At 58.6% G+C, this 21,974-nt stretch carries 26 protein-coding genes; 24 read left to right on the forward strand and 2 right to left on the reverse strand.

Annotated features, from left to right (window positions below; translation table 11 throughout):
- The 23 genes from BSF40_RS11155 (at position 1) to BSF40_RS11265 (ending at position 18,603) form a co-directional block, all read left to right on the forward strand.
- Positions 1-408 (forward strand): invasion protein, encoded by a 408-nt coding sequence (locus tag BSF40_RS11155; protein ID WP_015096051.1) that lies wholly within the window; start codon positions 1-3, stop codon positions 406-408.
- Positions 405-1,691, forward strand: coding sequence for a type III secretion system ATPase SctN (gene sctN, locus BSF40_RS11160; RefSeq protein ID WP_095965159.1), 1,287 nt, complete (start codon positions 405-407; stop codon positions 1,689-1,691). Before BSF40_RS11155 ends, sctN begins: the two co-directional genes overlap by 4 nt.
- Positions 1,688-2,143: a type III secretion protein gene (locus BSF40_RS11165; RefSeq protein WP_095965160.1), complete on the forward strand. Its 456-nt coding sequence runs from the start codon at positions 1,688-1,690 to the stop codon at positions 2,141-2,143. The genes sctN and BSF40_RS11165 overlap by 4 nt, the downstream gene beginning before the upstream one ends.
- Positions 2,140-3,177 carry an invasion protein gene (locus tag BSF40_RS11170; RefSeq protein ID WP_095965161.1) on the forward strand — a complete coding sequence of 346 codons (1,038 nt, stop codon included), beginning with the start codon at positions 2,140-2,142 and terminating at the stop codon, positions 3,175-3,177. Before BSF40_RS11165 ends, BSF40_RS11170 begins: the two co-directional genes overlap by 4 nt.
- Positions 3,174-4,127, forward strand: coding sequence for a FliM/FliN family flagellar motor switch protein (locus BSF40_RS11175; RefSeq protein WP_095965162.1), 954 nt, complete (start codon positions 3,174-3,176; stop codon positions 4,125-4,127). Before BSF40_RS11170 ends, BSF40_RS11175 begins: the two co-directional genes overlap by 4 nt.
- On the forward strand, positions 4,124-4,783 hold the full coding sequence (locus BSF40_RS11180; RefSeq protein WP_095965163.1) for an EscR/YscR/HrcR family type III secretion system export apparatus protein: 660 nt from the start codon (positions 4,124-4,126) through the stop codon (positions 4,781-4,783). The genes BSF40_RS11175 and BSF40_RS11180 overlap by 4 nt, the downstream gene beginning before the upstream one ends.
- 10 nt (positions 4,784-4,793) lie before the next feature.
- Entirely contained in the window at positions 4,794-5,048 is a 255-nt protein-coding gene (locus BSF40_RS11185) for an EscS/YscS/HrcS family type III secretion system export apparatus protein (RefSeq protein ID WP_095965164.1), read from the forward strand.
- 4 nt (positions 5,049-5,052) lie between these two features.
- On the forward strand, positions 5,053-5,859 hold the full coding sequence (gene sctT, locus BSF40_RS11190) for a type III secretion system export apparatus subunit SctT (protein WP_095965165.1): 807 nt from the start codon (positions 5,053-5,055) through the stop codon (positions 5,857-5,859).
- Positions 5,834-6,868, forward strand: a complete 1,035-nt coding sequence (locus tag BSF40_RS11195; protein WP_095965166.1) for an EscU/YscU/HrcU family type III secretion system export apparatus switch protein — start codon at positions 5,834-5,836, stop codon at positions 6,866-6,868. Before sctT ends, BSF40_RS11195 begins: the two co-directional genes overlap by 26 nt.
- Positions 6,869-6,987: 119 nt before the next feature.
- Positions 6,988-7,479, forward strand: a complete 492-nt coding sequence (gene sicA / locus BSF40_RS11200) for a type III secretion system translocator chaperone SicA (protein WP_095965167.1) — start codon at positions 6,988-6,990, stop codon at positions 7,477-7,479.
- Between the two features lies 1 nt (position 7,480).
- Positions 7,481-9,322, forward strand: coding sequence for a type III secretion system translocon subunit SctE (gene sctE / locus BSF40_RS11205; protein WP_371918077.1), 1,842 nt, complete (start codon positions 7,481-7,483; stop codon positions 9,320-9,322).
- 14 nt (positions 9,323-9,336) lie between these two features.
- Positions 9,337-10,437 carry a cell invasion protein gene (locus BSF40_RS11210; RefSeq protein WP_095965168.1) on the forward strand — a complete coding sequence of 367 codons (1,101 nt, stop codon included), beginning with the start codon at positions 9,337-9,339 and terminating at the stop codon, positions 10,435-10,437.
- Positions 10,438-10,451: 14 nt separating this feature from the next.
- The gene (locus tag BSF40_RS11215; protein ID WP_095965169.1) at positions 10,452-11,546 is read left to right on the forward strand and encodes an IpaD/SipD/SspD family type III secretion system needle tip protein; all 1,095 of its coding nucleotides are present in this window, start codon (positions 10,452-10,454) and stop codon (positions 11,544-11,546) included.
- A gap of 109 nt (positions 11,547-11,655) precedes the next feature.
- A complete protein-coding gene (locus BSF40_RS11220; RefSeq protein WP_095965170.1) occupies positions 11,656-11,934 on the forward strand; it encodes a phosphopantetheine-binding protein in 279 nt (92 codons plus the stop codon).
- Between the two features lie 304 nt (positions 11,935-12,238).
- Positions 12,239-13,822 carry a winged helix-turn-helix domain-containing protein gene (locus BSF40_RS11225; RefSeq protein ID WP_256589465.1) on the forward strand — a complete coding sequence of 528 codons (1,584 nt, stop codon included), beginning with the start codon at positions 12,239-12,241 and terminating at the stop codon, positions 13,820-13,822.
- On the forward strand, positions 13,819-14,271 hold the full coding sequence (locus BSF40_RS11230) for a transglycosylase SLT domain-containing protein (RefSeq protein WP_095965172.1): 453 nt from the start codon (positions 13,819-13,821) through the stop codon (positions 14,269-14,271). Before BSF40_RS11225 ends, BSF40_RS11230 begins: the two co-directional genes overlap by 4 nt.
- A gap of 126 nt (positions 14,272-14,397) precedes the next feature.
- A complete protein-coding gene (locus BSF40_RS11235; RefSeq protein ID WP_095965173.1) occupies positions 14,398-15,573 on the forward strand; it encodes a PrgH/EprH family type III secretion apparatus protein in 1,176 nt (391 codons plus the stop codon).
- Between the two features lie 10 nt (positions 15,574-15,583).
- A complete protein-coding gene (gene sctF / locus BSF40_RS11240) occupies positions 15,584-15,844 on the forward strand; it encodes a type III secretion system needle filament subunit SctF (protein ID WP_015096035.1) in 261 nt (86 codons plus the stop codon).
- Between the two features lie 60 nt (positions 15,845-15,904).
- Complete coding sequence (gene sctI / locus BSF40_RS11245) at positions 15,905-16,213, forward strand: type III secretion system inner rod subunit SctI (RefSeq protein WP_095965174.1); 309 nt, start codon at positions 15,905-15,907, stop codon at positions 16,211-16,213.
- Complete coding sequence (locus tag BSF40_RS11250) at positions 16,210-16,932, forward strand: EscJ/YscJ/HrcJ family type III secretion inner membrane ring protein (protein ID WP_095965175.1); 723 nt, start codon at positions 16,210-16,212, stop codon at positions 16,930-16,932. The genes sctI and BSF40_RS11250 overlap by 4 nt, the downstream gene beginning before the upstream one ends.
- Positions 16,916-17,485, forward strand: coding sequence for a secretion system protein (locus tag BSF40_RS11255; RefSeq protein ID WP_256589467.1), 570 nt, complete (start codon positions 16,916-16,918; stop codon positions 17,483-17,485). The genes BSF40_RS11250 and BSF40_RS11255 overlap by 17 nt, the downstream gene beginning before the upstream one ends.
- Positions 17,457-18,176, forward strand: coding sequence for an oxygen-regulated invasion protein OrgB (locus BSF40_RS11260; RefSeq protein ID WP_095965176.1), 720 nt, complete (start codon positions 17,457-17,459; stop codon positions 18,174-18,176). The genes BSF40_RS11255 and BSF40_RS11260 overlap by 29 nt, the downstream gene beginning before the upstream one ends.
- Positions 18,166-18,603 carry a hypothetical protein gene (locus BSF40_RS11265; RefSeq protein WP_095965177.1) on the forward strand — a complete coding sequence of 146 codons (438 nt, stop codon included), beginning with the start codon at positions 18,166-18,168 and terminating at the stop codon, positions 18,601-18,603. The genes BSF40_RS11260 and BSF40_RS11265 overlap by 11 nt, the downstream gene beginning before the upstream one ends.
- Before the next feature lie 44 nt (positions 18,604-18,647).
- Here BSF40_RS11265 and BSF40_RS11270 read toward each other — a convergent pair whose 3' ends face one another.
- A complete protein-coding gene (locus tag BSF40_RS11270) occupies positions 18,648-20,249 on the reverse strand; it encodes a hypothetical protein (RefSeq protein ID WP_141249727.1) in 1,602 nt (533 codons plus the stop codon).
- A gap of 165 nt (positions 20,250-20,414) precedes the next feature.
- Between BSF40_RS11270 and BSF40_RS11275 the strand changes: the two genes are divergently transcribed.
- The gene (locus tag BSF40_RS11275) at positions 20,415-21,434 is read left to right on the forward strand and encodes a quinone-dependent dihydroorotate dehydrogenase (RefSeq protein ID WP_095965179.1); all 1,020 of its coding nucleotides are present in this window, start codon (positions 20,415-20,417) and stop codon (positions 21,432-21,434) included.
- Between the two features lie 250 nt (positions 21,435-21,684).
- On the opposite strand, the gene rmf is transcribed toward BSF40_RS11275, so the two are convergent.
- Positions 21,685-21,900 (reverse strand): ribosome modulation factor, encoded by a 216-nt coding sequence (gene rmf, locus BSF40_RS11280; protein WP_003223300.1) that lies wholly within the window; start codon positions 21,898-21,900, stop codon positions 21,685-21,687.
- Positions 21,901-21,974 lie beyond the last annotated feature (74 nt).

Here is a 21,974-nt window from a genome sequence, read left to right on the forward strand (position 1 = left end):
ATGGTTCCAACGGATATTGCCGACCTGTTGCGCGAAGCGCTACGGCACAGCGGCTGCATGGACAGCCAGATAGGGCACTTCGACAGTCACAGTACAATCGAAATGCAGATGAAGAGCCTGCCTGATGTCAACGTCGCTGAGGTGGAGGGCGATGTATGGGTATGGGCGGTGGTCGCCGAAGCCGGCCCACAGTTTGCCCATCATTGTGCCGGTGAGTTGATACGATTTTTGCTTGAAGGCAACGCTTTTTCCCGCACCGGGCAATTGCATCTGTGCGAGGTTCAGGAGCGCCTGGAACTGCGGTTGATGGCCAATGCCGATGCCCTGAGTGACGCCGGGCATTTCGCCCAGGCCCTCGACTCTTTTGTGCTGGCGCTTGAAACACTGTGCGAACTGTTGCGTCGATGAACATCCGGCTGCAACGGCACGGTGCCCATCCCTTGCGTTTGAGTGGTCCATTGATCGAAGCGGCGCTGGGCGACGTGGTGATCGGTGAAGTCTGCGAAGTGCGTCGGCATTGGCGCTTGCCTGAGGTAGCGGCCAGGGCGCAGGTCATTGGCTTCAAGCCCGGCGCGGTCCTGCTCAGCTTGCTCGGCGATGCCAAGGGCTTGTCCAGGGAGTCGATGATCGTTCCCACGGGCTCGATCCTGCAACTGACGTGCAGTGATGCCTTGCTCGGCAGCGTAGTCGACCCTCAAGGCACTATCGTCGAGCGTCTGGCACCGTCTACGGCGTTGGCGCAACAGGACTATCCGGTGGACGCCGACCCGCCGTCATACCAGCAGCGGCGCCCGGTGGACACCCCGTTGCGCACCGGTATTCGGGTCATCGACGGCTTGCTGACGTGCGGTGTCGGCCAACGCATCGGCATTTTCGCCGCCGCCGGCTCCGGCAAAACCACCCTGATCAATATGCTGATCAACCACACCGCCGCCGATGTGTTTGTCATTGGCCTGATCGGTGAGCGCGGACGTGAAGTGACCGAATTCATCGAGCATCTGCGTCAGTCTGAAATACGTTCACGATGCGTGGTGGTGTATGCCACCTCGGATTTTTCCTCGGTGGATCGCTGCAACTCGGCCCTGCAGGCTACGGCCATCGCCGAATATTTCCGTGACCAGGGCCTGCGTGTGGTGTTGTTGCTGGACTCGTTGACGCGCTACGCCAGGGCCCGTCGGGATCTGGCCCTGGCCGCGGGAGAAGCGCCGGCGCGACGAGGCTATCCGGCCTCGGTGTTCGATGCCTTGCCGCGCCTGCTGGAACGGCCCGGGGTGACTGCCTCCGGCAGCATTACCGCCTGGTACACGGTGCTGCTGGAAAGTGACGACGAACCGGACCCGATCGCCGAGGAGATTCGCTCAATCCTCGACGGCCATATTTACCTCAGCCGTGCGCTGGCGGCCAAGGGGCACTACCCGGCGATCGATGTGTTGCGCAGTGTCAGTCGTGTGGCGACGCAAGTCACTGCGCCGCAGGTGCAGCAACTGGCGGCGGCGACCCGGGAAACGTTGACGCGGCTTGAGCAGCTGCAGGTTTTTCTCGACATGGGCGAGTACAGCCCAGGCGCGGACGCCGCCAATGACCAGGCGCTGCAACGCCGTGCAGCCCTCTACCAGTGGTTGCGCCAGCCCACGGGCGAACGCTGTGAACCGGACGAGGCCCTGGGCCAATTGCAGGGGGTCATGGCATGAATCCATTAGCCGATCGTCGTCGGCTGTTGACGCTCAGCCAGTTCCGCCTGCAACGCGGTCAACTGCTGATTGCGCGTACCCGGCAGCAACTGCAGCCGCTGGTCCAGGAACGGGCCGCTTTCGACGGACAAGAGGCGGCGCTGCACGGTTTGTTGGCCAGCCATCGTGCCTATGACTGTGTGCTCGATCACGGACAACTGTTGGCGCTGTTGCGAAGGCAGGCGGTCATTCGGCGGCAGATCGAGCTGTTGCGCGTCGAGCGTAACCGGGTCGATCAGCAGTGCCGGGAGATTGAGCAAGCGTTGCAGGAGCAGCGCGAGCAACTGCGGTTTGCGCAGCGCAAACACGACAAGTACGAAGGGGCTGTTCAGCAGCTGTTACGGGGGCAACGGCTGGAGCAGGTACGCCGGGAAGAAAGAGAAACCGAAGAGATGAACGGAGTTTCGCGATGAGCAATGTATCTGTAATTTCACCCTTGCCGGTTCAACCCTTGGACCCTGCCACCGAGCAGCCGATGGATGAGTCGCACGACAGGCGGGTGCCGGTGCGGGAGGATGAGCTGCCGCAAGGTGTGCTGGAGCTGATGGCGCCGTTGATCCTGCGTCATCGGCCCCTGATGGACACGGGGCGCGCAATCACTCTGCAGGCGATGGTCACGCTCCCGGAAAAGCCAGCGGCTGAACTCGACGAAGTACGGCCGCTCACACCGGTGTCTCATCCACAAGCGCAGCCGCTGTCGAGTAAACCTGAGCAGCCTCGGGTGTCGCCACCGGTGTCTCATCCACAAGCGCAGCCGCTGTCGAGTAAACCTGAGCAGCCTCGGGTGTCGCCACCGGTGTCTCATCCACAAGCGCAGCCGCTGTCGAGTAAACCTGTGCCACCTCGGTTGTTGCCAGCGGTGGCTGACGTTGCGCCTGTTGTCGACAGGGGGGGCGCGCCGACATCGACACCGACACTGACACCTACAAACCTGCCGACTCGGATCGTTGTTGAGCCAGGGCTGACCGAGCGCCCGTCAAACATCGTCGAAGCGCTACCGGTCGAGCGTGCCGCCAGTCCAGGTGCACCCTCGAAGTTTGAGTTCGAAGGGCAAAGGCCCGAAGCCTTGTCGAGCCTCCCGACCGCGCGCCATGTACCGCCAATGGCCTCACCTGCGGCCTCGGCGCCCGGGATGCCGCCAGCGCCGCCGGCCCTCGACCCGATCATCGAGACCCTGCCGGTTGCCGACCGGGGCTTGCTGCAGGTTCCGTTCAATAAAGGTACCGCCAGCGGGCAGGTGACGATCAGCCGCGTGGCCGATGAGCCCACCCGTAACCTGCAAATCAGCCCGAGCAATGCCCTGGTTTTCGAACAACTCAAAGTGTCGCTGGAGCACGTCCGCGAACCCGCCTGGCGCCTGACCGATAGCGACGGCGAGCAGCAGCGCCAGGGCTCGCGGCAGCCGCCGGACGACGAGCAGACCGAAGACGCCGGGCAGGGCGCATGAGCGCACTGAAGTTGCGCCGGGTCAACGCTTCGGCGCATGCCGCCGCGCAAGCGATACGACGCTGGCGAAACGCGGATGTCGACGCCGGTTCAAGCCATCCGCCAGGGCAATCGGGCTATCTGTGTTTTCGCGCATCAGGCGAGGGTGGGGAATGGCAAGGTTTGATCGACGCCCGCGACTGGTTGCATCGATCACTCCCGGGGTTGCGCTCGTTACTGTCGGTCGAGTGCTCACTGATGAACATCGCCGAGCTGTTTCGCGCGGTGCCGCAACCCTTGCTGCTGGAGGTAGAGGACTTGCACTACCGGCAAATATCCGACGTCGATGGGGTCCTTCCCGGGCAATTGCCCCCGCAGGAACTGCCATGGCTCGACACGCCCCGCGGGCGCCTGTGGTTGACCCGATTGCCACCGGCATGGGCCGCCAGCCGGCCCCTGGACGCCGACTCATGGCTGAGCGATTTGCCACTGCGCCTGGAGCTGATGCTGGGGTCGAGCCACCTCGGACACGGGATACGGCTCAAGGCCGGCGATGTCCTGCGAATCATTCAGCGTTCGCAACGATGCTACCTGGGGCATCAATGCCTCGGCGCTTTCACCTTTACTGAACAGGGGATACACATGCAATCGACCGCGACCGACGCCCAAAGCACGGCAGATCTCGATACCGATACCGATACCGATACCGATACCGATACCGATTTTGACCTCGGCGCTTTGCCGGTGCGCCTGGAGTTCCTGCTCGCGACCCGGGAAATCGACCTGGCCACGCTGTCGCAGATCATCGCGGGCCAACTGATCCCGCTGGCGGACGATGCGGCGCGGCACATCGAGGTGCGCGCCAATGGCAAGCCGGTGGCCCGTGGTGAGCTGGTGCAACTGCAAGAGCAGTTGGCTGTGGAGGTGCTCGAGGTCTATCGCAACGGTTCACCGGACGGAATGCCGCGATGAACGACGTCTCGCTGATCGCGCTGCTGGCGTTCGCTTCACTGCTGCCGTTTCTGGTGGCGGCCGGCACCTGCTACATCAAGTTTTCCATCGTCTTTGTCATCGTGCGTAACGCCCTGGGCTTGCAGCAGGTGCCCTCGAACATGGCCCTCAATGCGATCGCCTTGATGCTGGCGATTTTCGTGATGACGCCGGTGATGAAACAGGGCTATGGCTATTACAAGGAAGAACAGGTGGCTTTTACCGATATCGAGTCGGTGGTGGATTTCGCCGAGAACGGGTTGGGCGGCTACAAGGATTACCTGCGCAAGTACACCGACCCGGAACTGGCGCTGTTCTTCGAGCGGGCCCAAGTGGTGCAGAGTGAGTCCGACATCGTTCTGCCTGCCGATGAAGAACTCGTGCCGTCGCTGTTTTCCCTGCTGCCGGCCTATGCGTTGAGTGAAATCAAAAGCGCCTTCAAGATCGGCTTCTACCTGTACTTACCCTTTGTGATCGTCGATCTGGTGATCTCCAGCATCCTGCTGGCGCTGGGCATGATGATGATGAGCCCGGTGATCATTTCGGTGCCGATCAAATTGGTATTGTTTGTTGCTCTGGACGGCTGGGCGCTGCTGTCCACCGGGCTGGTCAAGCAATACCTGACGTTGCTGGCATAGGCGCGGGTTCATGAACGATCTGGTCTATGCCGGCAATAAAACCCTTTACCTGATCCTGTTGATGGTGGCTTGGCCAATCATCGTTGCCACGGTGGTCGGCATGGTGGTCGGTCTGATTCAGACCGTGACCCAGTTACAGGAGCAGACCCTGCCGTTCGGTTTCAAGCTGCTGGCCGTCGCCGCGTGCCTGTTCCTGCTGTCGGGTTGGTACGGCGAAACCTTGCTCGACTTCAGTCGAGAAGTCATCCGCCTGGCGCTGGCTTAGCGCGATGTCGGTGACGCTGTTTTTCGACCTGTACACCTGGCTTGCCGCCGCCCTTCTGGGGTTTGCACGCCTGGCGCCGATTTTTTTCATGTTGCCGTTCCTCAACAGTGGGGTGCTCACGGGCGCGCCACGCCAGGCTGTCATTGTGTTGGTGGCATTGGGTTTCCAGGCTTATGTGGGAGTGCCGCTGCCGGACCTCGACGGGTTGGCGTTCTTTGGTCTGGTGTTGCGCGAGGCCGGCATTGGCGTGCTGCTTGGATGCCTGCTGTGCTGGCCGTTCTGGGTGCTGCACGCCATGGGCAACCTGATCGACAACCAGCGCGGGGCAATGCTCAGCAGCACCGTGGACCCGGCCAACGGCGTCGATACGTCGGAGCTGGCGAATTTTCTCCAGTTGTTTGCCGCGGTGGTTTATCTCGAGGGCGGCGGCATGCTGCTGATGCTTGAAACCGTTGGCCACAGTTACCGCCTATGCGCGCCGGTCAATGGCTGCGAGATACACCTGACATCGATTCTGAGCCTGCTCGACGCGCTGGTGAGCAAGACCCTGGTGATCAGCGCGCCGGTGGTGGCCACGCTGTTGATCAGCGAAGCGCTGCTTGGCTTGCTCTCGCGGTATGCGCCGCAAATGAATGCGTTCTCGGTGTCGCTGACGGTCAAGAGCCTGGTGGCGCTGGTGGTGTTGATGCTGTATTTCGGCGTTCACCTGCCGGACGAAGTCCTGCGCATGGGCATGAAGTCCCAAGGGCTGGAACATTATCTGGGCCGAGAAGGGGAGGCTGCCGATGTCGTCCAGCGCCTCGAAGACTGAGAAACCCACCGCCAAGCGCCTGCGCGATGCGTCACGCAAAGGGCAGACGTTCAAGGCCAAGGATCTGGTGATCACCTGCCTGACCCTCTGCGGCATCACCTACATGGTGTTCAACAGTTCGCTGGTGGAGGTCATGGAAGTCTATCGGCGCATCATTGCCAGTGACTTTGACGTGGACCTGCAAGCGTACTCGGCCATGCTGGTGCTGGTCGGGCTCAAGGCATTGTTGCCGTTGCTGCTGGTCTGTGTGTTGACCAGCGCATTGCCTGCACTGTTGCAAAGCGGTTTTGCGCTGGCCAGCGAAGCCTTGAAGCTCAACCTGGGAGCGTTGAACCCGATCAATGGCTTCAAAAAACTGTTCAGCATGCGCACCGTCAAGGACACGGTCAAAGCGCTGCTATACCTGGGCAGTTTTGCCCTGGCCCTGTGGATTGTCTGGATCACCCAGCGGCAATTGCTGTTTGCCCAACTGTTCGCCCAGGCATCTGACCTGTTCGCAATCTGGGGCCACTTGTTGCTGGTGCTGGTGCTGGCGTTCCTCGGATGCGTGCTGCTGATCGTCGTGCTCGATGCGTTGAGCGAATACTGGCTGTTCATGAAGGATCAGATGATGGACAAGGATTCGGTCAAGCGCGAACACAAGGAACAGGATGGCAATCCCGAGATCAAGGGACGCCGTCGTGACCTGCATCGTGAGTTGCTGTCGGAGCAAATCAAATCCGATATACGCAGCTCGCGGATGATCATCGCCAACCCGACGCACATTGCCATCGGTGTGTATTTCCGCCCGGAAATCACCGTGTTGCCGTTTATCTCCCTGATGGAAACCAACCAGCGCGCCCTGGCCGTTCGCGCCTATGCCAAAGAAGTCGGTGTGCCGGTAATCAATGACATCGCATTGGCCCGGCGGATATTCAAAACCCACCAGCGCTACAGCTTTCTTCAAGTACAGGAAATCGAAGAAGTCCTGCGTCTGTTGATCTGGCTCGAACAGGTCGAGCAGGCCTGATTTCTCCCTTTTCCTTTTTCTTCCAAACGTTGGCATGAGCGCAATTTGGCAGCGTACTCAGCAGCGCTTTGGCTCAATGCAGTCGTCAGCAACGCTGACGTTTTTCAGGAGTGTGGCTGATGAGTCGCGACAAACAACAAGATGAACAACTGGCCCTCGATGTCGTGGATGCGGTGCTCGGTGGTGCGGCATTGAAAGACGTGCAAGGCATCAGTGACGAACACATGAACGGTCTCTATGCCTTCGCGTTCCAGTTTTACGAGCAGGGACGGCTGGACGACGCCGAAAAGTTCTTCCATTTTCTGTGCATCTACGACCTCAACAACAGCCATTACTGGATGGGGTTGGCCGCCGTACACCAACTCAAGCAGAACCACCAGAAAGCGATCGACCTGTATGCGATCGCCTTCGCCCAAGGCAAGAACGACTACCGACCGATGCTGTACACCGGCCAGTGTCACCTGGCGCTGGGCAAGGTCGGCAAGGCCAGATTGTGCTTCGAATATGTGCTTGAGCAAGCCACGGAAGACGATTTGCGCAAACAGGCTCAGGTGTATCTCGACACCTTGAGTCACATTGAAAAAGATTGTTCGGAGACTGAACATGAGTGAAATGAGTATTCCCCCCAGGTCGGCGTATTTCGGCTCGACCGGTCGAGACGTGGCCGTTGAAAAGATTGAAATCAGTAAAACCTCCATCCCGGCGTTTTCGGGCGTCACCGGTCGGGACGGGGCCGTTGAAAAATATGGCAAGGCTGTCAGTCAAGCGGCCGGAACGGTGGATTATCAGAAGGCCGGCCAAGAGGCATTGGCTCGCCTGATGTCGGTGAGCTACGAAGGCCTGCCCGGCCCATCCGTCGCCAGTGCGGGCAGACCCTTGCTGCACTTGCCAGCTCTACGCGCTGACGGCAACAAACAGGAAACCAACGGTGATCTGTTCACGCTGTTGATGGCGATGATCAGCGAGTTGATCGGCGAAGTCGACGTCAAAAAACTGAAAAACCGCCTGGCGATGCTGCAAAGCATGGCCGGTGCCAAGCAGCAGGGGTATGAAAAGCTGGCGGCTGACTACGCCGCCGCCGTCGAGGCGCTGGAAGTCGCCGAAGGCAATATCGGCAGCAGCCAGGAGCACCTCGATCAGTTGCAGGAGCGGGTTCGGCAGGTCCAGGGCCTGCTGAATGAGAGTGAGGCACGGTTGGCGGAACTGGATTCTGAATCACCGGAATACGCTCGCGAACTGGCACTGCGCGACAAGCTGAAGGGTGAACTGGCGGGCCATACCCAAATACTGCAAAAGGCGACCGATGCTCACCTGAAACTGATCGAGATCGCCAACGCCTGCGCCAAAACGCTGGCCATGGTGGCCGTGAAGGTGCAAGAAGCCGGACTCGCCGGACCCTCGGTGAAGGAGTCCAACGAAAAAGCGCTGAACAGCAGCGCACTGGCGCTCCTGAACCGCTTGAAGATTATCGAGTTGCTTGGCGAGGCGGCGCAGAACAAGGAGGAGCTCAACCAGGAGTTGTTCCAGGAGATGCAAGCCAAGCTTCAGGAACACATGAAGCTCGAGTCGGAAAAGTACCTGGAAGAAGTCCGTAAGGCCGAGGCGCTGCAGAGCACCATGGGCTGCATTGGCAAGATCGTCGGCGCGATATTGACCCTCGCAACCATTGTTGTCAGCGTGCTGACCCTCAACCCGGTGCTGTTCGTGGTCGGGGTGATTGGCGCGGGAGTGATGATTAGCGATTTGGTGGTCGAGGAGGTGACGGGCAAGTCGTTCATGGCCGAAGCCATGAAGCCGCTGACCACGGTCATGCAGGAAGCCATCAAGCTGTTGACCGAACTATATACAATAGGTCTGGTGTTGTTTGGAGTCGACGAGAAGACCGCAAAAGACATTGCGCAAATCGCCGGCATGATCGCGGGGATCGCGGCCACGTTGGCTGCCGTTGCAGTGGTGTCCGTGCTCGGGGCAAAGGTGGTCGGGCTAATGGCCGACGCCATTGCCTCGAGACTGTCCTCGATGATCGCCAACGCTGTGCCTGCTGCCATGGAGGCGTTCAAGCAGGTGTCTTCATCGGTCAGCAATTCACTGACCCAGATGCTGACCCAGTTGCGCAGCTTCATCACCAGAGGCGCCGATGCGGTGACCCTGGCCCGCATTACCGCCTATCTGCAGACGGCTCAGGCCGTCACCGAGTTCGGCAATGTGGCAGTGCAGGGCGGTTTGCAGATCGGTAGCGGCGAACATCTGGCCAAGGCAGCGAAGCACCTGGCGGACGTGCAGGTGCGCATGGCGATCAGCGAAGAGATCACGGACTACCTCACCCGGCTGGTCGAGGACTACGGCCAGGCGATGCAGGTCCGCACCGATGAGATCGGGAAGTTAATTGCCGACAACGATCGCAGTCATTACGTGAGCCTGCAAATGGCCCGGAACGTTCGAAGCCACGGATAAAAAGGTAATTTTTCATGACCACCATTCACACCACGACCAGGCCTGCTCCAGCGGTATTGACTCACGATCCGGTGAACGACGCAGGGTTGAGCGAGTTGATTGCCCAGGAGCAATTCTCGAAAGATCTCAAAGGCAAGCGCCTCTCGGATACGCCGCTTGTCAACCAGGTCACCACTGAGCAAGTGCTCCAGAACGGTAGCTTCATCGCGCCTACGGCTGCGGAGCTCGAAAGTAAAAGCAACGCCTACCAGCCCAGTGAGTCGGACTGGCAAGACTTCGCTGCAGCTTTGACGATGCTCAGCGATGAAGTGCGCAACGATCTGGTGTTTGATCCGGGCGCGTGGGAGAAACATGCCAACGTATTGGTCGCCGCGATCATTGCACTCAACGTCGCACGGGTCGCCAACGCGTATTTGCGCGGACATTTCAGTGTCTTGGCGGCGGAGGCCGCCAAGGCCCAGGGCGAGGCCATCGTCGAATCCGGTGATGCAGACTTCTACAGCGCCGCCAGTTCCGCCATAGTGTCCGGCTTTATTGCCGCTTCCGGTATGATCAAGACGTTGAAAGGCCTGGGGCTCAAGCATGACGATATCAACCTGCACAAGCGCAACGCTCTGGACGCCAACAAAATTGAGCGTGACCTGAAGCTCGATCGTTCCCGCGATGACTGGGATCCGCAAACCACCTACAAAATAGAGACTTTCGACGATTTCGGCCGGTCGAAATTCGTCGACTTCAAACCCGAGGGGACCACGCTGACGCCTCAGGAGCAGGCGTGGTTCGACGGGGAAATCTCCAAGGCGAAGGAGGTTGGGAAAACCTCCGACTGGTTGAGCCTTTCGGGCATCAAAGACATTGAGAAAAAGCTCGAAATCGGCCGTGCGCTCAGTGCGATGTCGATGAGCCTGAGTCAGGTCGTGTCCAGCATGGTGCGCATGAGCGTGTACGCTGCGCGGGAGAAAGAAGTCCTGCAGCAAAGTGCACAGAACACTCAGAAAAGCCTGAGTGACGAGGTCGCTCAGAAAGACTCCGCCGACAGGGCACTGGTGCAAAAGATGATGGATGAGATAGCGCAGATAAGCCGGTCGCGCATTGAAGTCCTTGGAAGGGTTTGAGTGAGGAAACCAATATGAGAATTGCAGAGCCCTCACATCCAGGAAGCGGTTTGCCTGCTGACTTCAATGCCAACGTTGATGCGCCGCTGCCTCCCGAAATGCCTCCCGAGGTTCACGCCGGATTTTCCCTTGCGCAGTTGCTCGAACGTTCGGTGAAGGTGCTCAATCGCAACCTGGAAAACATGCTCAAGTGTCAAGCGGGCGTTCCAAGGGAGCTTCAAGGCTCGCCTGCAGAAATTCTTGCGCAGTATTTTTCGTCTACCGAGTTTGCCGAGCAGATTCACGCTAAACGTATTCGATCGCTGATGTGGACACACCAGATGCGTCAGACTGGAATGGTGTTCAATCTTTGCCTCGATACGCTGCCAATGGAGCAACGTCAGCCACTCTACGATGAGCAAGATCGTATTCTCGATGAGTACAGACGAATGTCGGTGCCGGATGAGATCGCTGACGCGTTCGACGTGAAAGTGAACTCTTCAGTCGAATTTTTCGACAAGCTGATCGACCTCATTGACCTGATCAAAAACGGTTATCTGGGCGGTTATGAATACATTATGAGGGCCTATTCGGACTTCTTCGTCGATTTCAACGAGCTAATTACAGCGAGGTTGAAAGACTGGGTCGTGGGTGAGGACCAAGGTAACGGGGTCTGGTTGTATAACGGTCCGCTGCGAACCGCACTCAATGCCCTGATCGATAAATACAGCCATCCAAATCCTGCATCCGTGCTGTTTCCCAAACCCGGAAATGAAGGCGCGAGCAAGGCGGAAGCGGAAAAGTGGCTAAAAGCGCTGGGGCTGCCTGACGCTTGCCTTAAGCAAAATTCCGACGGCAGTTACTGCGTCGTAATAGACACTGGGCCGCTTTGGACAATGCTAGGCAGCCTGCCACCAGGCGCGGGGGATGATAGTGTTTACTTTGATAACGCCAGATTCCAGGCTTGGCAAACCGGCTTCAATGCCCAGGAAGAGCGCATGAAGAACACATTGCAGTCCTTCACGCAAAAATACTCGAATGCCAACTCTTATCATGACAATTTCAGTAAAACGCTGTCTTCACATTTGAATCAGTTTTTTGACATGTTGAAGGCAATGTTGAATTTTTGATGTGAGTCTGGGTTGTTTGGGTAAAGCATTTGAATGTCAGTAGATCGGGCGTAACACGGGTTCGTTTGATCTGGCGTTGCGCCTGCGTTTTGTTATGTGGGAGAAAAGAATGTCAGATGAGTCAAGTGATAAGTTCGACATTGCGAGTCAAGTGATCAAGGTGTTGTCGGACTATTTTCCGGCCGGTCGTCGAGACATCGAGTTGACTTCGCGATTGGTCCAGGATTTGTATGTTGACTCCATCAGTCTGATTGAGATTGTCATGGCGCTGAACGAAACCTTCGGTATTGACCTTCCTGAAGATAGAGTCGGGTTGTGGAGGACGGTAGAAGATGTTTGTGAAACAGTGATGAGTTCAAGAAGTTGCCGGGCGTCAGATTTGGAGTGAGCAAGCAAAATGCCTTGTTTATCTAAAAGCAAGGCATTTTTTCATGGTTGTTGTTTGTTTTGCGATTTTTCCTACAGGAAAAATCGTAGTTTCATTTCGTAATAAATCAATTCTCCTACGGAACCCTCCTACTCAATTTCCTATAGTCACGCGGTTTGTCATCTCGAGCCTGATCACGGACAGGCTTGATTGCGCTCAGTAACTTTCTATAGAGAAATTTCAAAGTATGGACAGTGCAGCTGATCAAACGCTGGTCAAGTCATTCGTTTTTGACCACTGGTTATTGCAAAGTGATGGAACGCTGATGCGGGATGGAGATGGCGTTCACGTCCCGCCCAAAGAGTTGAATGTTTTGCGCCTGTTGCTGAAGTCGGCGGGGGCGGTCGTCAGCAAGGATTATTTGCTGGACCATGTATGGCCCGAGATGGATGCCGCCGAAGAATCGTTGACCCGCTGCATTTATGCATTGCGCAAGCTGCTCAGGGAAAACAAGGATTACATTGCGACGGTGTACGGCCAGGGTTATCGCTTTACCTGTGCGGTTGTCGAACTCGACACACCGGGTCAGGCGAGGGCTGTGGCGCCTTCGCTGGCTGTTCTGCCGTTTCGCAATCTGGGAGAGACTGTAGCGCTGGATCTGCAGGATGTGATGATCCGTCAGTTGACGTTGGCGTTCGGCGAGATGTTGCACGTCATTCCCTCGGGATTGATGGCCGCCTATACGCAACCGGTCGATGTGCGGTCGCTGGTCGGGCAGTTGTCTGCGGACTACTGCTTGAGCGGGCGTTGTAGCGGCCCGAACGATCAGCAGCAATGGTCGGTCGAGTTGATCCGTGGCCGCGATCACGCTTTGCTGCATGGGCAGACACTGGATGCCCGTGATCCCGGGGCATCGCTTGGGGCATTGACGTGCCTGGTTGCACAGCGCATTCCCGGCTTGAGTTTTGTCGGTGATGCCTGCGCGTCATACCCGGCAGCGGTGGCGTACCTGCGTGGTTTGTGTAGCGTGCAGCAGCACACGCCGCAAAGCCTGCGCGATGCCCTGGTACTGTTTCGCCAGTGCCTGAAGCTCGATGCCGGGCACACATTGTCCTGGTATGGTTTGGCAGATGCGTGGCTGGGGCAGGCAATGATCGGATCCTGTGATCAGGGCCGGGCAATCGATGAGGCACAATCGGCGATTTCCAATGCCTTGGCATTGGACCCTGGCAACATCCCTGCATTGGCCCGCCTGGCTTTGCTCACCAGTCTGGGTGGCTGCGAACAGGCGGCCCAGGTGCTTTTCCGACGCTGTCTGCTGGCTGCCGATCAGGCTGACGTTCATTACTTTCATGCCTGGCATCACTGGTTCTGGCGGCATAACGATCTGGCTGCGCAAAGCATCGACAATGCTCTGCGGTACGATCCTGATTGCGTAAGGGCGCAGGTCTTGCGTATGCGCATTGCGCTTGCCGCAAGTCCCGAGTCGGCCTTGCAGATGGCTCGTCGAGCCCTGCAACAAGGCGCCTCGGGCAGTTCGTTGCTGGTGATTCTGTATGCCGTGGTGTTGGCTTATTTTGACCATCACGCGGCAGCCTGGAACGAGCTCGAACAGGCCGGGCTCTGCGAAAGCGCAATCGGTGAACAGGGACTGGCTGCCTGGAATGTGCTGTTCGGCGTCAATTCGTTCAGTGCCCGCGACTTGCATGCGAACTGGTTGGCTCTGACCCGGCTGCGATCCGTTGATGACATTCCGTTGTCAGGTGGGTCCGGTTTATCGGGTGGTCCGGTGATTGAGCCACTCTGGAGTTCTTTGCAACGAACACCTGAAGTGGGCTATCAGGCATCGACGCAGGACGATCCTGTCCGCGAGCAACTGATGCTGGTCAGCGAGCGGCGTATGGCATGACACAGAGCGGACTCAAGTGGCTAACGGTGCTGGTGTGCCTTGGCGCGGGTCAGGCGCAAGCCTGGTGCTGGAATGAGGCGGGGGCGCGACATGCGATCGAACCCGAACTGCTCCGAGCGATTGCCGATGTCGAATCGGGACAGAATCCGAACGCAATGAACTACAACAAGGATGGTTCGCGAGACATCGGGTTAATGCAGATCAACAGCCATCATCTCCCCCGGTTGAGTGCCCAGGGCATCACTGAGCAGCAACTGTTGGGTGATCCTTGCCTGTCGGTTGAAGTCGGTGCGTCGGTGCTTGCCGATTTTATCGCGCGTTACGGCTACAACTGGACGGCAGTGGGTGCCTACAACGCCGGTCATTCACCCGACCGGCAAGCCGCGCGCCTGCGCTATGCACGCAAGGTCTGGCAGCGCTATCAGGTGTTTTCCCTGGCTCGGCAATGACGGTGCCATGAGCGCTGGCGCAAGATTCTGATCCTCTGCAGGGCGCGATCGACAGAATTCGATCAGGAAGCCTGCAGCCAGCCTGTCTACCATGGCCGTTCATTTCACAGCCCAGGAGCTGCAACGGTGACAGTTCTGCCGACCCCCGACCCACAACCTTGCGTTCTACGGATACTCAATGGCGCGCTGCAAGGTTGCGAATTTCCCCTCGGCGAAACGACAACCCTGTTCGTGGTAGGGACTGTTGATCTGCTGGGAGAGGGGGTACTGACTGCCAGCGTCCCGGCGGATGCCATCTTCGTTCCCCTGGCGTCGGGGGGATGCAATTTTGAGGTATTGGCCGATCAAGTCACGCCGGATGGTCTGCCGCTGCGGGTGCTCAATGAGTCAATGGAAGTGCGCCACTGTGCCTTCCACACCAGGGTGCAGATCGGCGGCCTGCAGATCGCCCTGCGGCCTGAAGACCAATCCTGGGCACCTGAACTGCTCGGGCTGCAACCTGAAGCTACCACTGACGCCGCTGCTGTTGCGTGGTGGCGGGCCCCTCTGTCCAGGTGGATCGCCAGCGGTCTGGCACTGGCCGCACTGGTCACCGCGGTTGGCATCTGGTCGATGCCTGGGCTGCCCACCCCTGAAACCGATGTTCGCGCGTTGATCGCCGGAGCCAGTGACGAGGCCAGGGTGTTGAGCGGACGTGACAATGCGATCTATGTGTTCGTGGCTTCCGAACGCGATGCCGGCTGGAGTCGGCAAGTGCTGGTGCGGCACAACACGCTGAGCGGCAAAGTGCTGGTGATGGACCAGGAGCGTCGTCGGCTGGAGCATTTGCTGGACGACCATGATCCACAACTGGCCTGGCACTCCATTGATCTGAAGGATCCATCGATACCGCGACTGCTGCTGAGCGCACAACGCAATCTGCTCACCCCGCAAAAACAGGCAAAACTGCTCGAAGCACTGCTCTTGGCCGCGCCATATGCCCAGGACATCGCGGTGCAAATGCAGGATGACAGCCTGCTCGTCGATCTGGCGCAAGAGGGGTTGCAGCGCTTGTCACTGGCCTTCAGCCGCATCGAGCACGAGGACAGTGTCACGTTTGCCATTGCCGGTAATTTGCAGGATACCGAACTGGCGAACGCTCGCCGGTACGTCGACAGCTTTTACCGGCAGTGGGGGGATCGCTACGTGCACTTCACCGTCGAACTCAAGGACGACTCGCTCAAGGACAAGTCGTTCCAGACCGGCCCGCAGGGCTACATCAAGATGACCTCGTCATCCTGGCATTTTCCTACACAACACTAAGAGGTGACTCATGGCCGACATCGGTATCCCCATCGACTTTTCCGATGACTTTCTCGGGCGTCAGGCCCAGGCATTCGAAGACGGTGCATCCAAACTCAAGGACAAGCTGGACGAAGCGCTGAAAGAATTGGAGGGCAATGTATCGGACCCTGGCAAGTTGGCCGCTTATCAGACCGCGTTTTCATCCTACACGGTGTTTCGAAACGCCCAGACCAACACCATCAAAGGCTTCAAGGATATCGACATGGCGATCATCCAGGCAGCTCGCTGATTCATCCTTTTTTGACCGGCCATTGGTACGTGTCAATGGCCATTTTCACGAGTGCATCGCATGGCTATTCAAAATATTTCCCTGTCTGACATCGGCCGGACAGCCTTTACGGAATTGCACGGTCCCCAGGAAGGACCGATCGTATCCCTCGAGTCCCGATTGATCGAAGCGTTTGCCGGTTCCGCGGTCAATAGCGAGCAGGACGTTGCAGCCATCAATCAGATCATGCAGCGCCCGGATATCACCAGCCCCGAAGTATTGGCCAAGTTGCAGGAGCTGACAGGACAATACAACGTGGACATCAACCTGCTTAACGTGCTGGTCCGCAAAGCGGTAGGTACTGCCGAAACCCTGTTGCGTGCCTCATGAAGCCTGGCGTGTTGCTGATACTGTTGTGCCTGGCGCTGGCGGGGTGTCGCCAACCCAATCTGCTTGAAGGGCTGGATCAACAGCAGGCCAATGAAGTGCTTTCGGTGCTGCAGCGCAACAATATTGCGGCGGTGAAAGTCGATGCCGGCAAAACCGGCTATGCGGTGAAAATCGATCAGGTCGATTTTTCCGCGGCTGTCGATTTGCTCAACCTCTATTCCTTGCCTTCGCGGCCGCGCCTGCAAGTGGCAGAGATGTTTCCTGCCGACTCGCTGGTGGCTTCGCCCCGCGCTGAAAAGGCCCGGCTTTATTCGGCGCTGGAGCAGCGAATCGAACAGTCGCTGGGGGTGCTCGAAGGCGTGGTGTCGGCGCGAGTGCATGTCAGTTATGACCTGGAGGCCGGCGAAGGCGGACGCAAGGCGCCGCCTGTCCACCTCTCGGCAGTGGCGATCCATGAGCTCGACGTCGACCCGCAATTGCTGATCACCGACATCAAGCGATTTCTCAAGAACAGTTTTGCGGCGGTCGAGTACGAGAACATCTCGGTGGTACTGTCCAAGCGTTCCCCGACCCAGCATGTCGCGCCGTCCGTGGCCGCAACGCAAGGGCATTCGCACTGGGTCTGGTGGTTGGCCGCGGTGACCGCATTGCTGTTGGCCAGTGGCGCAGCCTGGGCTTACCGCCAATCAAGCGCAGGTCAGCATGATGTCGCACGCTGAGTGTTTGGCGCAGATTCTCACCGAGCCCTTGAGTTATCTGCATCCGCAGCGCCTGCCGACGCCGCAGGGATTTGATCGGCCCGAGGCACGCCATTGGCTCAACCAGATCCTGCTTGAAGATCTCGAACGGCCGGGCCCGTGGCCTTCGACGCCGTTGACAGCCGTAGCCAGGCAATGGGTTCGCCATTGGCGCCAGCTGACCTACATCGCCAGGCTGATGGGCGCTTATCGCTTGAAGCCCGACCTGGCGCGAGGCGCGGCGTTGCTAGGCCTGCCCTTGTCATTGCGCCGGTTCGCCGGTTACAGCCTCGGTGTTCGATGCGGCCTGCCGATCGAGGGCTCGCCCGTTTCGATAGAGCAGATCGAAGCCGCCGGCCTCAATGCGTTATGGAGTTGGTACGAGCAGGTACCGCCAGCCTTGCTCGAACGCCTGACCTTGCAATTTTCCGAGCCGGTTGTTCGCCTGCACAGGCAATGGCCGGTCACGCAACCCGATACAACTCTTTTCTTTTTGGCGGTGCAATATGCTCGACGCTATCCGAACCCTGACTGAACTCCCCGAGTCGAGCGACGCCCATCTGTCGCGCGAGGACATCGCCGCCGCACGTCGACGCCAGACCTTGCAGCGACAGGCGCAGCGCTGGGCCCGCGATTGTGTCGAGCAGGCCCGGCGTGATGCCCAGGCGCTTCATGCCCAGGCCTTTCAGGAGGGCTATGCCGCGGGCATCGTGCGCGCGACCGGGCAGCTGGCTGACGGCCTGCTGATGTCCCAGACGCTGGGGCTGCAACTGCGCAAAGACCTTGCCCAGGCCGCCCGCGATTTGCTCGCACAAGCCTTGAGTCGTCCCGAATGGCTGGATGACATGCTGGAGCGTTGGCTGAGCGAGCAACCGGGCGATTCGAGCGCCGTGTTGCAAGTGCTGCTGCCGCTGCGTTGTCGGCCGCAGGGCAATGAACTGCGCGAGCGCTTGCGCAGGCATTGGCCCGGAGAACTGGTCCTCGACTATCACCCGCAAGAGCGCTATGTGGCGCGGCTTGCAGATCAGTTGCTGGAATTCGATCTGGAAACGACGCGGCAACGACTGGAGCCGCGGTTGCTGGCATGCGTTGCGAACCTGCCGGAATCGGTTCGCGCTCTGGACCGGGCTTCCATGCAGGCGCTCACGGATCTGTATTCGACCTTTGCCGAACGCTCGCCCGGTTGCACTGAAACGGCCCCGCCCGAGGTTCATCATGAAGATTGAAACCGGTTTGAGTCAGCGCACAACCGAGAGCGGGGGGCGCGCAACGCTCGAGTCGCTTGAGTCACGTGTGCTTGCGGCCAGCCGAAACGTGCCTGAAAACCAGCGCCCGGACCCCGAATTCGAGCGTTTGTATGAGTTGCTGTCAGCCATGGAGGGGCAGGGAGAAAAGGCCATCTATGAGTTTCTCCGTTCACTTCGAGGTGCAGATGGCCAATCACCCGCGTACCCCACTGCCCAGGCGTTGATGGCGGTCACGCTCCAGGTACTGGTTCGATTGAAGGACGACGGGCTGCAAGAGTCGCAGCTTTATAAGGAAGTCAAAGGTGCCAATGGCCTGGCGTTCAACATGGACCTCTTCGTCAAGGGCTTCATGCGTGAGGTGTTTCAACCGATGGAGGGTGACGCTTGGGAGAAGAGTGAGTGGTGAAGCCGGGGTGCGTCCCGCCGAAATGGCGGAACGCACCGCAAGGGTTACACGGTTGTATTGTCCACTGGACTATTGCCCTGATGAGCGTAGAAAAAACCTGGTAAGCCGGCGATGGCGACGGCGGCTACTACGGCATTGACCGCGTGATTTACCGCTGAAGTGGATAAACCCAGACTGCCAAAGTAAGTCCCTGCGGAAATCGCGGCAGCCATGATCGTTCCGCCGAACGAGGTTCGCATCGCTGAGGTCGTCAGAAGTTGATCGGCTACTTCTGAGGCGGAGGGGACGCGCGGGGCGAAAGTCATTCGAAAGCCGCCAGGCTCTCTTTCGCTCTGGAGCCTGTGCATTATGCCGCCACCTGCCGTATCGGCGATGACTTCAACCGCCCCATTGTAGACACCCCGCAGAATGTCGTGTCCTAGAACTGGAGCAAGGGATTCAAGGATCTCTGTGGCCTGGGTCTCCGGGGTTGTGTTTGAAGTGACGAATGTGTGCATCCAGTTCATCAGTTGCGCTGTGAACCCGTCATCAACAGTGGATGGTCCGCTACCGGCCGACATGGCATATCCGGCGCCTGAGTTCGGCGCTGTCTGATCCATGGCTGTACCGAGAAGAAACTGTAGGGCTCCGTAGAGGCCTGCATTGGCTGCTGTACCTGGCAGATTGATTTGTGCGTTGTCGTTTAATGGAACAAACACCTGTGTGAGGTCGCGGGCCAAGGTGAAGAAAGCCATCTGCGGGCCGAATGAGGCGAGGGCGGGAAGCGCCTGCGGCGTGACCAGTGCAACGGCGAATGCAGCCAGCGATAACGACAAAGTCATCAGTCGTGACAGTCGCGTTTCAGTGTTTGCCGTGCCGTTGCATTCATCCCGAAGCGCGCCAAGGATGTTCAACGCCGGACCAATCATCAGAGAAACACCACCTATGACGTTGCGTGTCAGCGGGGAGGCGGCATTGGACTGCAAGCATTTTTCCAGGGCGAATCCGATCAGTTGGCGGATCGTTGTCAGGGTACCCACGATGAGCCCGGTTCGCAGGCCGGTGATTGTGAGGTTGCTGGCCAGGCGGCCGAGATCTCCTTCGAATTCGTTGCGGCCCAGTTTGCCCAGCAGTTCGCCAAGGGAGTCAACGATGATTTGGGCGCGTTGTAGAGGGATGTTGGAGTCTTTCTGATCGTCAATCAGATTCGGATTAGGACTACGATCCTGATGCATTGAGTTGTCGAACATACCCGGATAATCGAGATTCAGGGCCAATTGATCTCGTGCCTCATCGAGAGCTTTGGGGTCACCCTCCATCAGCGATGCGGTGATGCGTGGAATTACTACAATTTGGTCAAGGGTGTCCGCCAATTCTCCTGTAATGACGGAATCGATTTCGCTGTCGAGCTTCTTTATTTGGACTATCACTTGATCCATTTGAAGTGGAGAGATGCTCCCGCGAAGGGGGTCTGTATGTTTGAGAATCCAATTATCGATGGCTTGAGAGCTACCTTCCATATCTATGATCGTGTGATCACGACGATTTGTTTGAGGGCTTGACTCGGTCGACTTTGCAGCAGATGAGGTTGAGAATGAGGCAGTTGATCCGGTTGAGGATATAGTCATTTTTCGCTCTTTATGACGAAGGGGCTTGCTTGCGATCATTCAGCCTCTTGCGCCATTGCGGCTATCAAATAACGCTTCGCACGCGATACCTGCGACGGTTGGCCGCAAACAGTGATTTCTAATTAACAGGGGGCCTCGCTCGCAACGTGCTGGCCCGGCTATAATCGCCGCCTCAATTCGCCGCCAATCGAGTCAAACCCGCCCATGTACACCCTGGCCCGTCAGCTGTTGTTCAAACTTTCCCCGGAAACCTCCCACGATCTGTCCCTGGACCTGATCGGCGCGGGCGGGCGTCTTGGGCTCAACGGCTTGCTGTGCAAGGCCCCGGCGAAAATGCCGGTGAACGTCATGGGCCTGGAGTTCCCGAACCCGGTGGGCCTGGCCGCCGGTCTGGACAAGAACGGCGCGGCCATCGACGGATTCGCCCAACTGGGTTTCGGTTTTGTCGAAATCGGCACCATCACCCCGCGTCCGCAGCCGGGCAACCCCAAGCCTCGCCTGTTCCGTTTGCCGGAAGCCGAGGCGATCATCAATCGCATGGGCTTCAACAACCTCGGCGTCGATCACCTGCTGGCCCGCGTGGCGGCGGCCAAATACAAGGGCGTGCTGGGCATCAACATTGGCAAGAACTTCGATACGCCGGTCGAGCGTGCCGTGGACGACTACCTGATCTGCCTGGACAAGGTGTACGCCCACGCCAGCTATGTGACGGTCAACGTCAGTTCGCCGAATACGCCGGGCCTGCGCAGCCTGCAATTCGGCGACTCGCTCAAGCAGTTGCTGGCTGATCTGGCCGAGCGCCGCGCGGAGCTGGCCTTGCGTCATGGCAAGCATGTACCGCTGGCGATCAAGATCGCGCCGGACATGAGCGACGAAGAAACCGCACAGGTTGCACAGGCGCTGATCGAAACCGGAATGGATGCGGTCATCGCCACCAACACCACCCTGAGCCGCGTCGGCGTCGAAGGCATGGAGCACGGCGACGAGGCCGGTGGTCTGTCCGGCGCCCCGGTTCGCGACAAGAGCACCCACACCGTGAAAGTGCTGGCATCGGAGCTGGGTGGTCGCCTGCCGATCATCGCGGCTGGCGGCATTACCGAAGGCAAGCACGCCGCCGAGAAAATCACCGCGGGCGCGAGCCTGGTGCAGATCTATTCGGGCTTCATCTACAAGGGCCCGGCGCTGATTCGTGAATCCGTAGACGCCATCGCAGCCCTGCGCTGATCCCCTGTAGGAGCGAGCCTGCTCGCGATGGACCCGAGACCACCGCGTGTATCCAGCAAGCACGCGTTATCGTTATCGACCATCGCGAGCAAGCTCGCTCCTACAGGGGGATTGTTTTGGGCCAACGAGCAGGCATAAAAAAGGGCCCCTTTAAAGGAGCCCCTGGGCCGCAGCCCGCCGTCCGGATGGGACGTGCGTGGTTAATTCAGTACAAAATCAGATTGTCGTGTCGGAGTGTTGTGCCCTGTAATTAGCCGACGGCGTGAAGTTCGTTGAGTCTGTGGATTCCCGCAGTGCCGGTCATACCGTCCCAGTTGTCGCCGCGTCCTTCTCGCCAGCCGTTGATCCAGGCTTGGCGTACCGACGGTAGAGTAAATGGGCAAAGCTCACGGGATTTGCCACCAACGCCATATTGATATCCGCGCAAAAATGCTCTTTCCAACGGATCACGCTTAAGTCTTCTCATAGGGTGTTGCCCTCACTTGTTGACTGTATGTATCGCGTCGACCTCTATTGAGGTCTGGCAGAAAAACTCTGCCG

The organism is Pseudomonas sp. ACN5 (assembly GCF_002303975.1).
In the GTDB taxonomy this organism is placed as follows: domain Bacteria; phylum Pseudomonadota; class Gammaproteobacteria; order Pseudomonadales; family Pseudomonadaceae; genus Aquipseudomonas; species Aquipseudomonas laurylsulfatiphila.

Coding starts and splice junctions, on each gene's coding strand:
- BSF40_RS11260 (WP_095965176.1), top strand. CDS start 17,457: ATGCTCGACGCTATCCGAACCCTGACTGAACTCCCCGAGTCGAGCGAC.
- sctE (WP_371918077.1), top strand. CDS start 7,481: ATGAGTATTCCCCCCAGGTCGGCGTATTTCGGCTCGACCGGTCGAGAC.
- BSF40_RS11270 (WP_141249727.1), bottom strand. CDS start 20,249: ATGATCGCAAGCAAGCCCCTTCGTCATAAAGAGCGAAAAATGACTATA.
- BSF40_RS11225 (WP_256589465.1), top strand. CDS start 12,239: ATGCGGGATGGAGATGGCGTTCACGTCCCGCCCAAAGAGTTGAATGTT.
- sctI (WP_095965174.1), top strand. CDS start 15,905: ATGGCTATTCAAAATATTTCCCTGTCTGACATCGGCCGGACAGCCTTT.
- sctT (WP_095965165.1), top strand. CDS start 5,053: ATGTCGGTGACGCTGTTTTTCGACCTGTACACCTGGCTTGCCGCCGCC.
- BSF40_RS11155 (WP_015096051.1), top strand. CDS start 1: ATGGTTCCAACGGATATTGCCGACCTGTTGCGCGAAGCGCTACGGCAC.
- BSF40_RS11180 (WP_095965163.1), top strand. CDS start 4,124: ATGAACGACGTCTCGCTGATCGCGCTGCTGGCGTTCGCTTCACTGCTG.
- BSF40_RS11220 (WP_095965170.1), top strand. CDS start 11,656: ATGTCAGATGAGTCAAGTGATAAGTTCGACATTGCGAGTCAAGTGATC.
- BSF40_RS11170 (WP_095965161.1), top strand. CDS start 2,140: ATGAGCAATGTATCTGTAATTTCACCCTTGCCGGTTCAACCCTTGGAC.
- BSF40_RS11215 (WP_095965169.1), top strand. CDS start 10,452: ATGAGAATTGCAGAGCCCTCACATCCAGGAAGCGGTTTGCCTGCTGAC.
- BSF40_RS11185 (WP_095965164.1), top strand. CDS start 4,794: ATGAACGATCTGGTCTATGCCGGCAATAAAACCCTTTACCTGATCCTG.
- BSF40_RS11165 (WP_095965160.1), top strand. CDS start 1,688: ATGAATCCATTAGCCGATCGTCGTCGGCTGTTGACGCTCAGCCAGTTC.
- BSF40_RS11275 (WP_095965179.1), top strand. CDS start 20,415: ATGTACACCCTGGCCCGTCAGCTGTTGTTCAAACTTTCCCCGGAAACC.
- BSF40_RS11250 (WP_095965175.1), top strand. CDS start 16,210: ATGAAGCCTGGCGTGTTGCTGATACTGTTGTGCCTGGCGCTGGCGGGG.
- BSF40_RS11175 (WP_095965162.1), top strand. CDS start 3,174: ATGAGCGCACTGAAGTTGCGCCGGGTCAACGCTTCGGCGCATGCCGCC.
- sctF (WP_015096035.1), top strand. CDS start 15,584: ATGGCCGACATCGGTATCCCCATCGACTTTTCCGATGACTTTCTCGGG.
- sctN (WP_095965159.1), top strand. CDS start 405: ATGAACATCCGGCTGCAACGGCACGGTGCCCATCCCTTGCGTTTGAGT.
- sicA (WP_095965167.1), top strand. CDS start 6,988: ATGAGTCGCGACAAACAACAAGATGAACAACTGGCCCTCGATGTCGTG.
- rmf (WP_003223300.1), bottom strand. CDS start 21,900: ATGAGAAGACTTAAGCGTGATCCGTTGGAAAGAGCATTTTTGCGCGGA.
- BSF40_RS11265 (WP_095965177.1), top strand. CDS start 18,166: ATGAAGATTGAAACCGGTTTGAGTCAGCGCACAACCGAGAGCGGGGGG.
- BSF40_RS11210 (WP_095965168.1), top strand. CDS start 9,337: ATGACCACCATTCACACCACGACCAGGCCTGCTCCAGCGGTATTGACT.
- BSF40_RS11195 (WP_095965166.1), top strand. CDS start 5,834: ATGTCGTCCAGCGCCTCGAAGACTGAGAAACCCACCGCCAAGCGCCTG.
- BSF40_RS11255 (WP_256589467.1), top strand. CDS start 16,916: ATGATGTCGCACGCTGAGTGTTTGGCGCAGATTCTCACCGAGCCCTTG.
- BSF40_RS11230 (WP_095965172.1), top strand. CDS start 13,819: ATGACACAGAGCGGACTCAAGTGGCTAACGGTGCTGGTGTGCCTTGGC.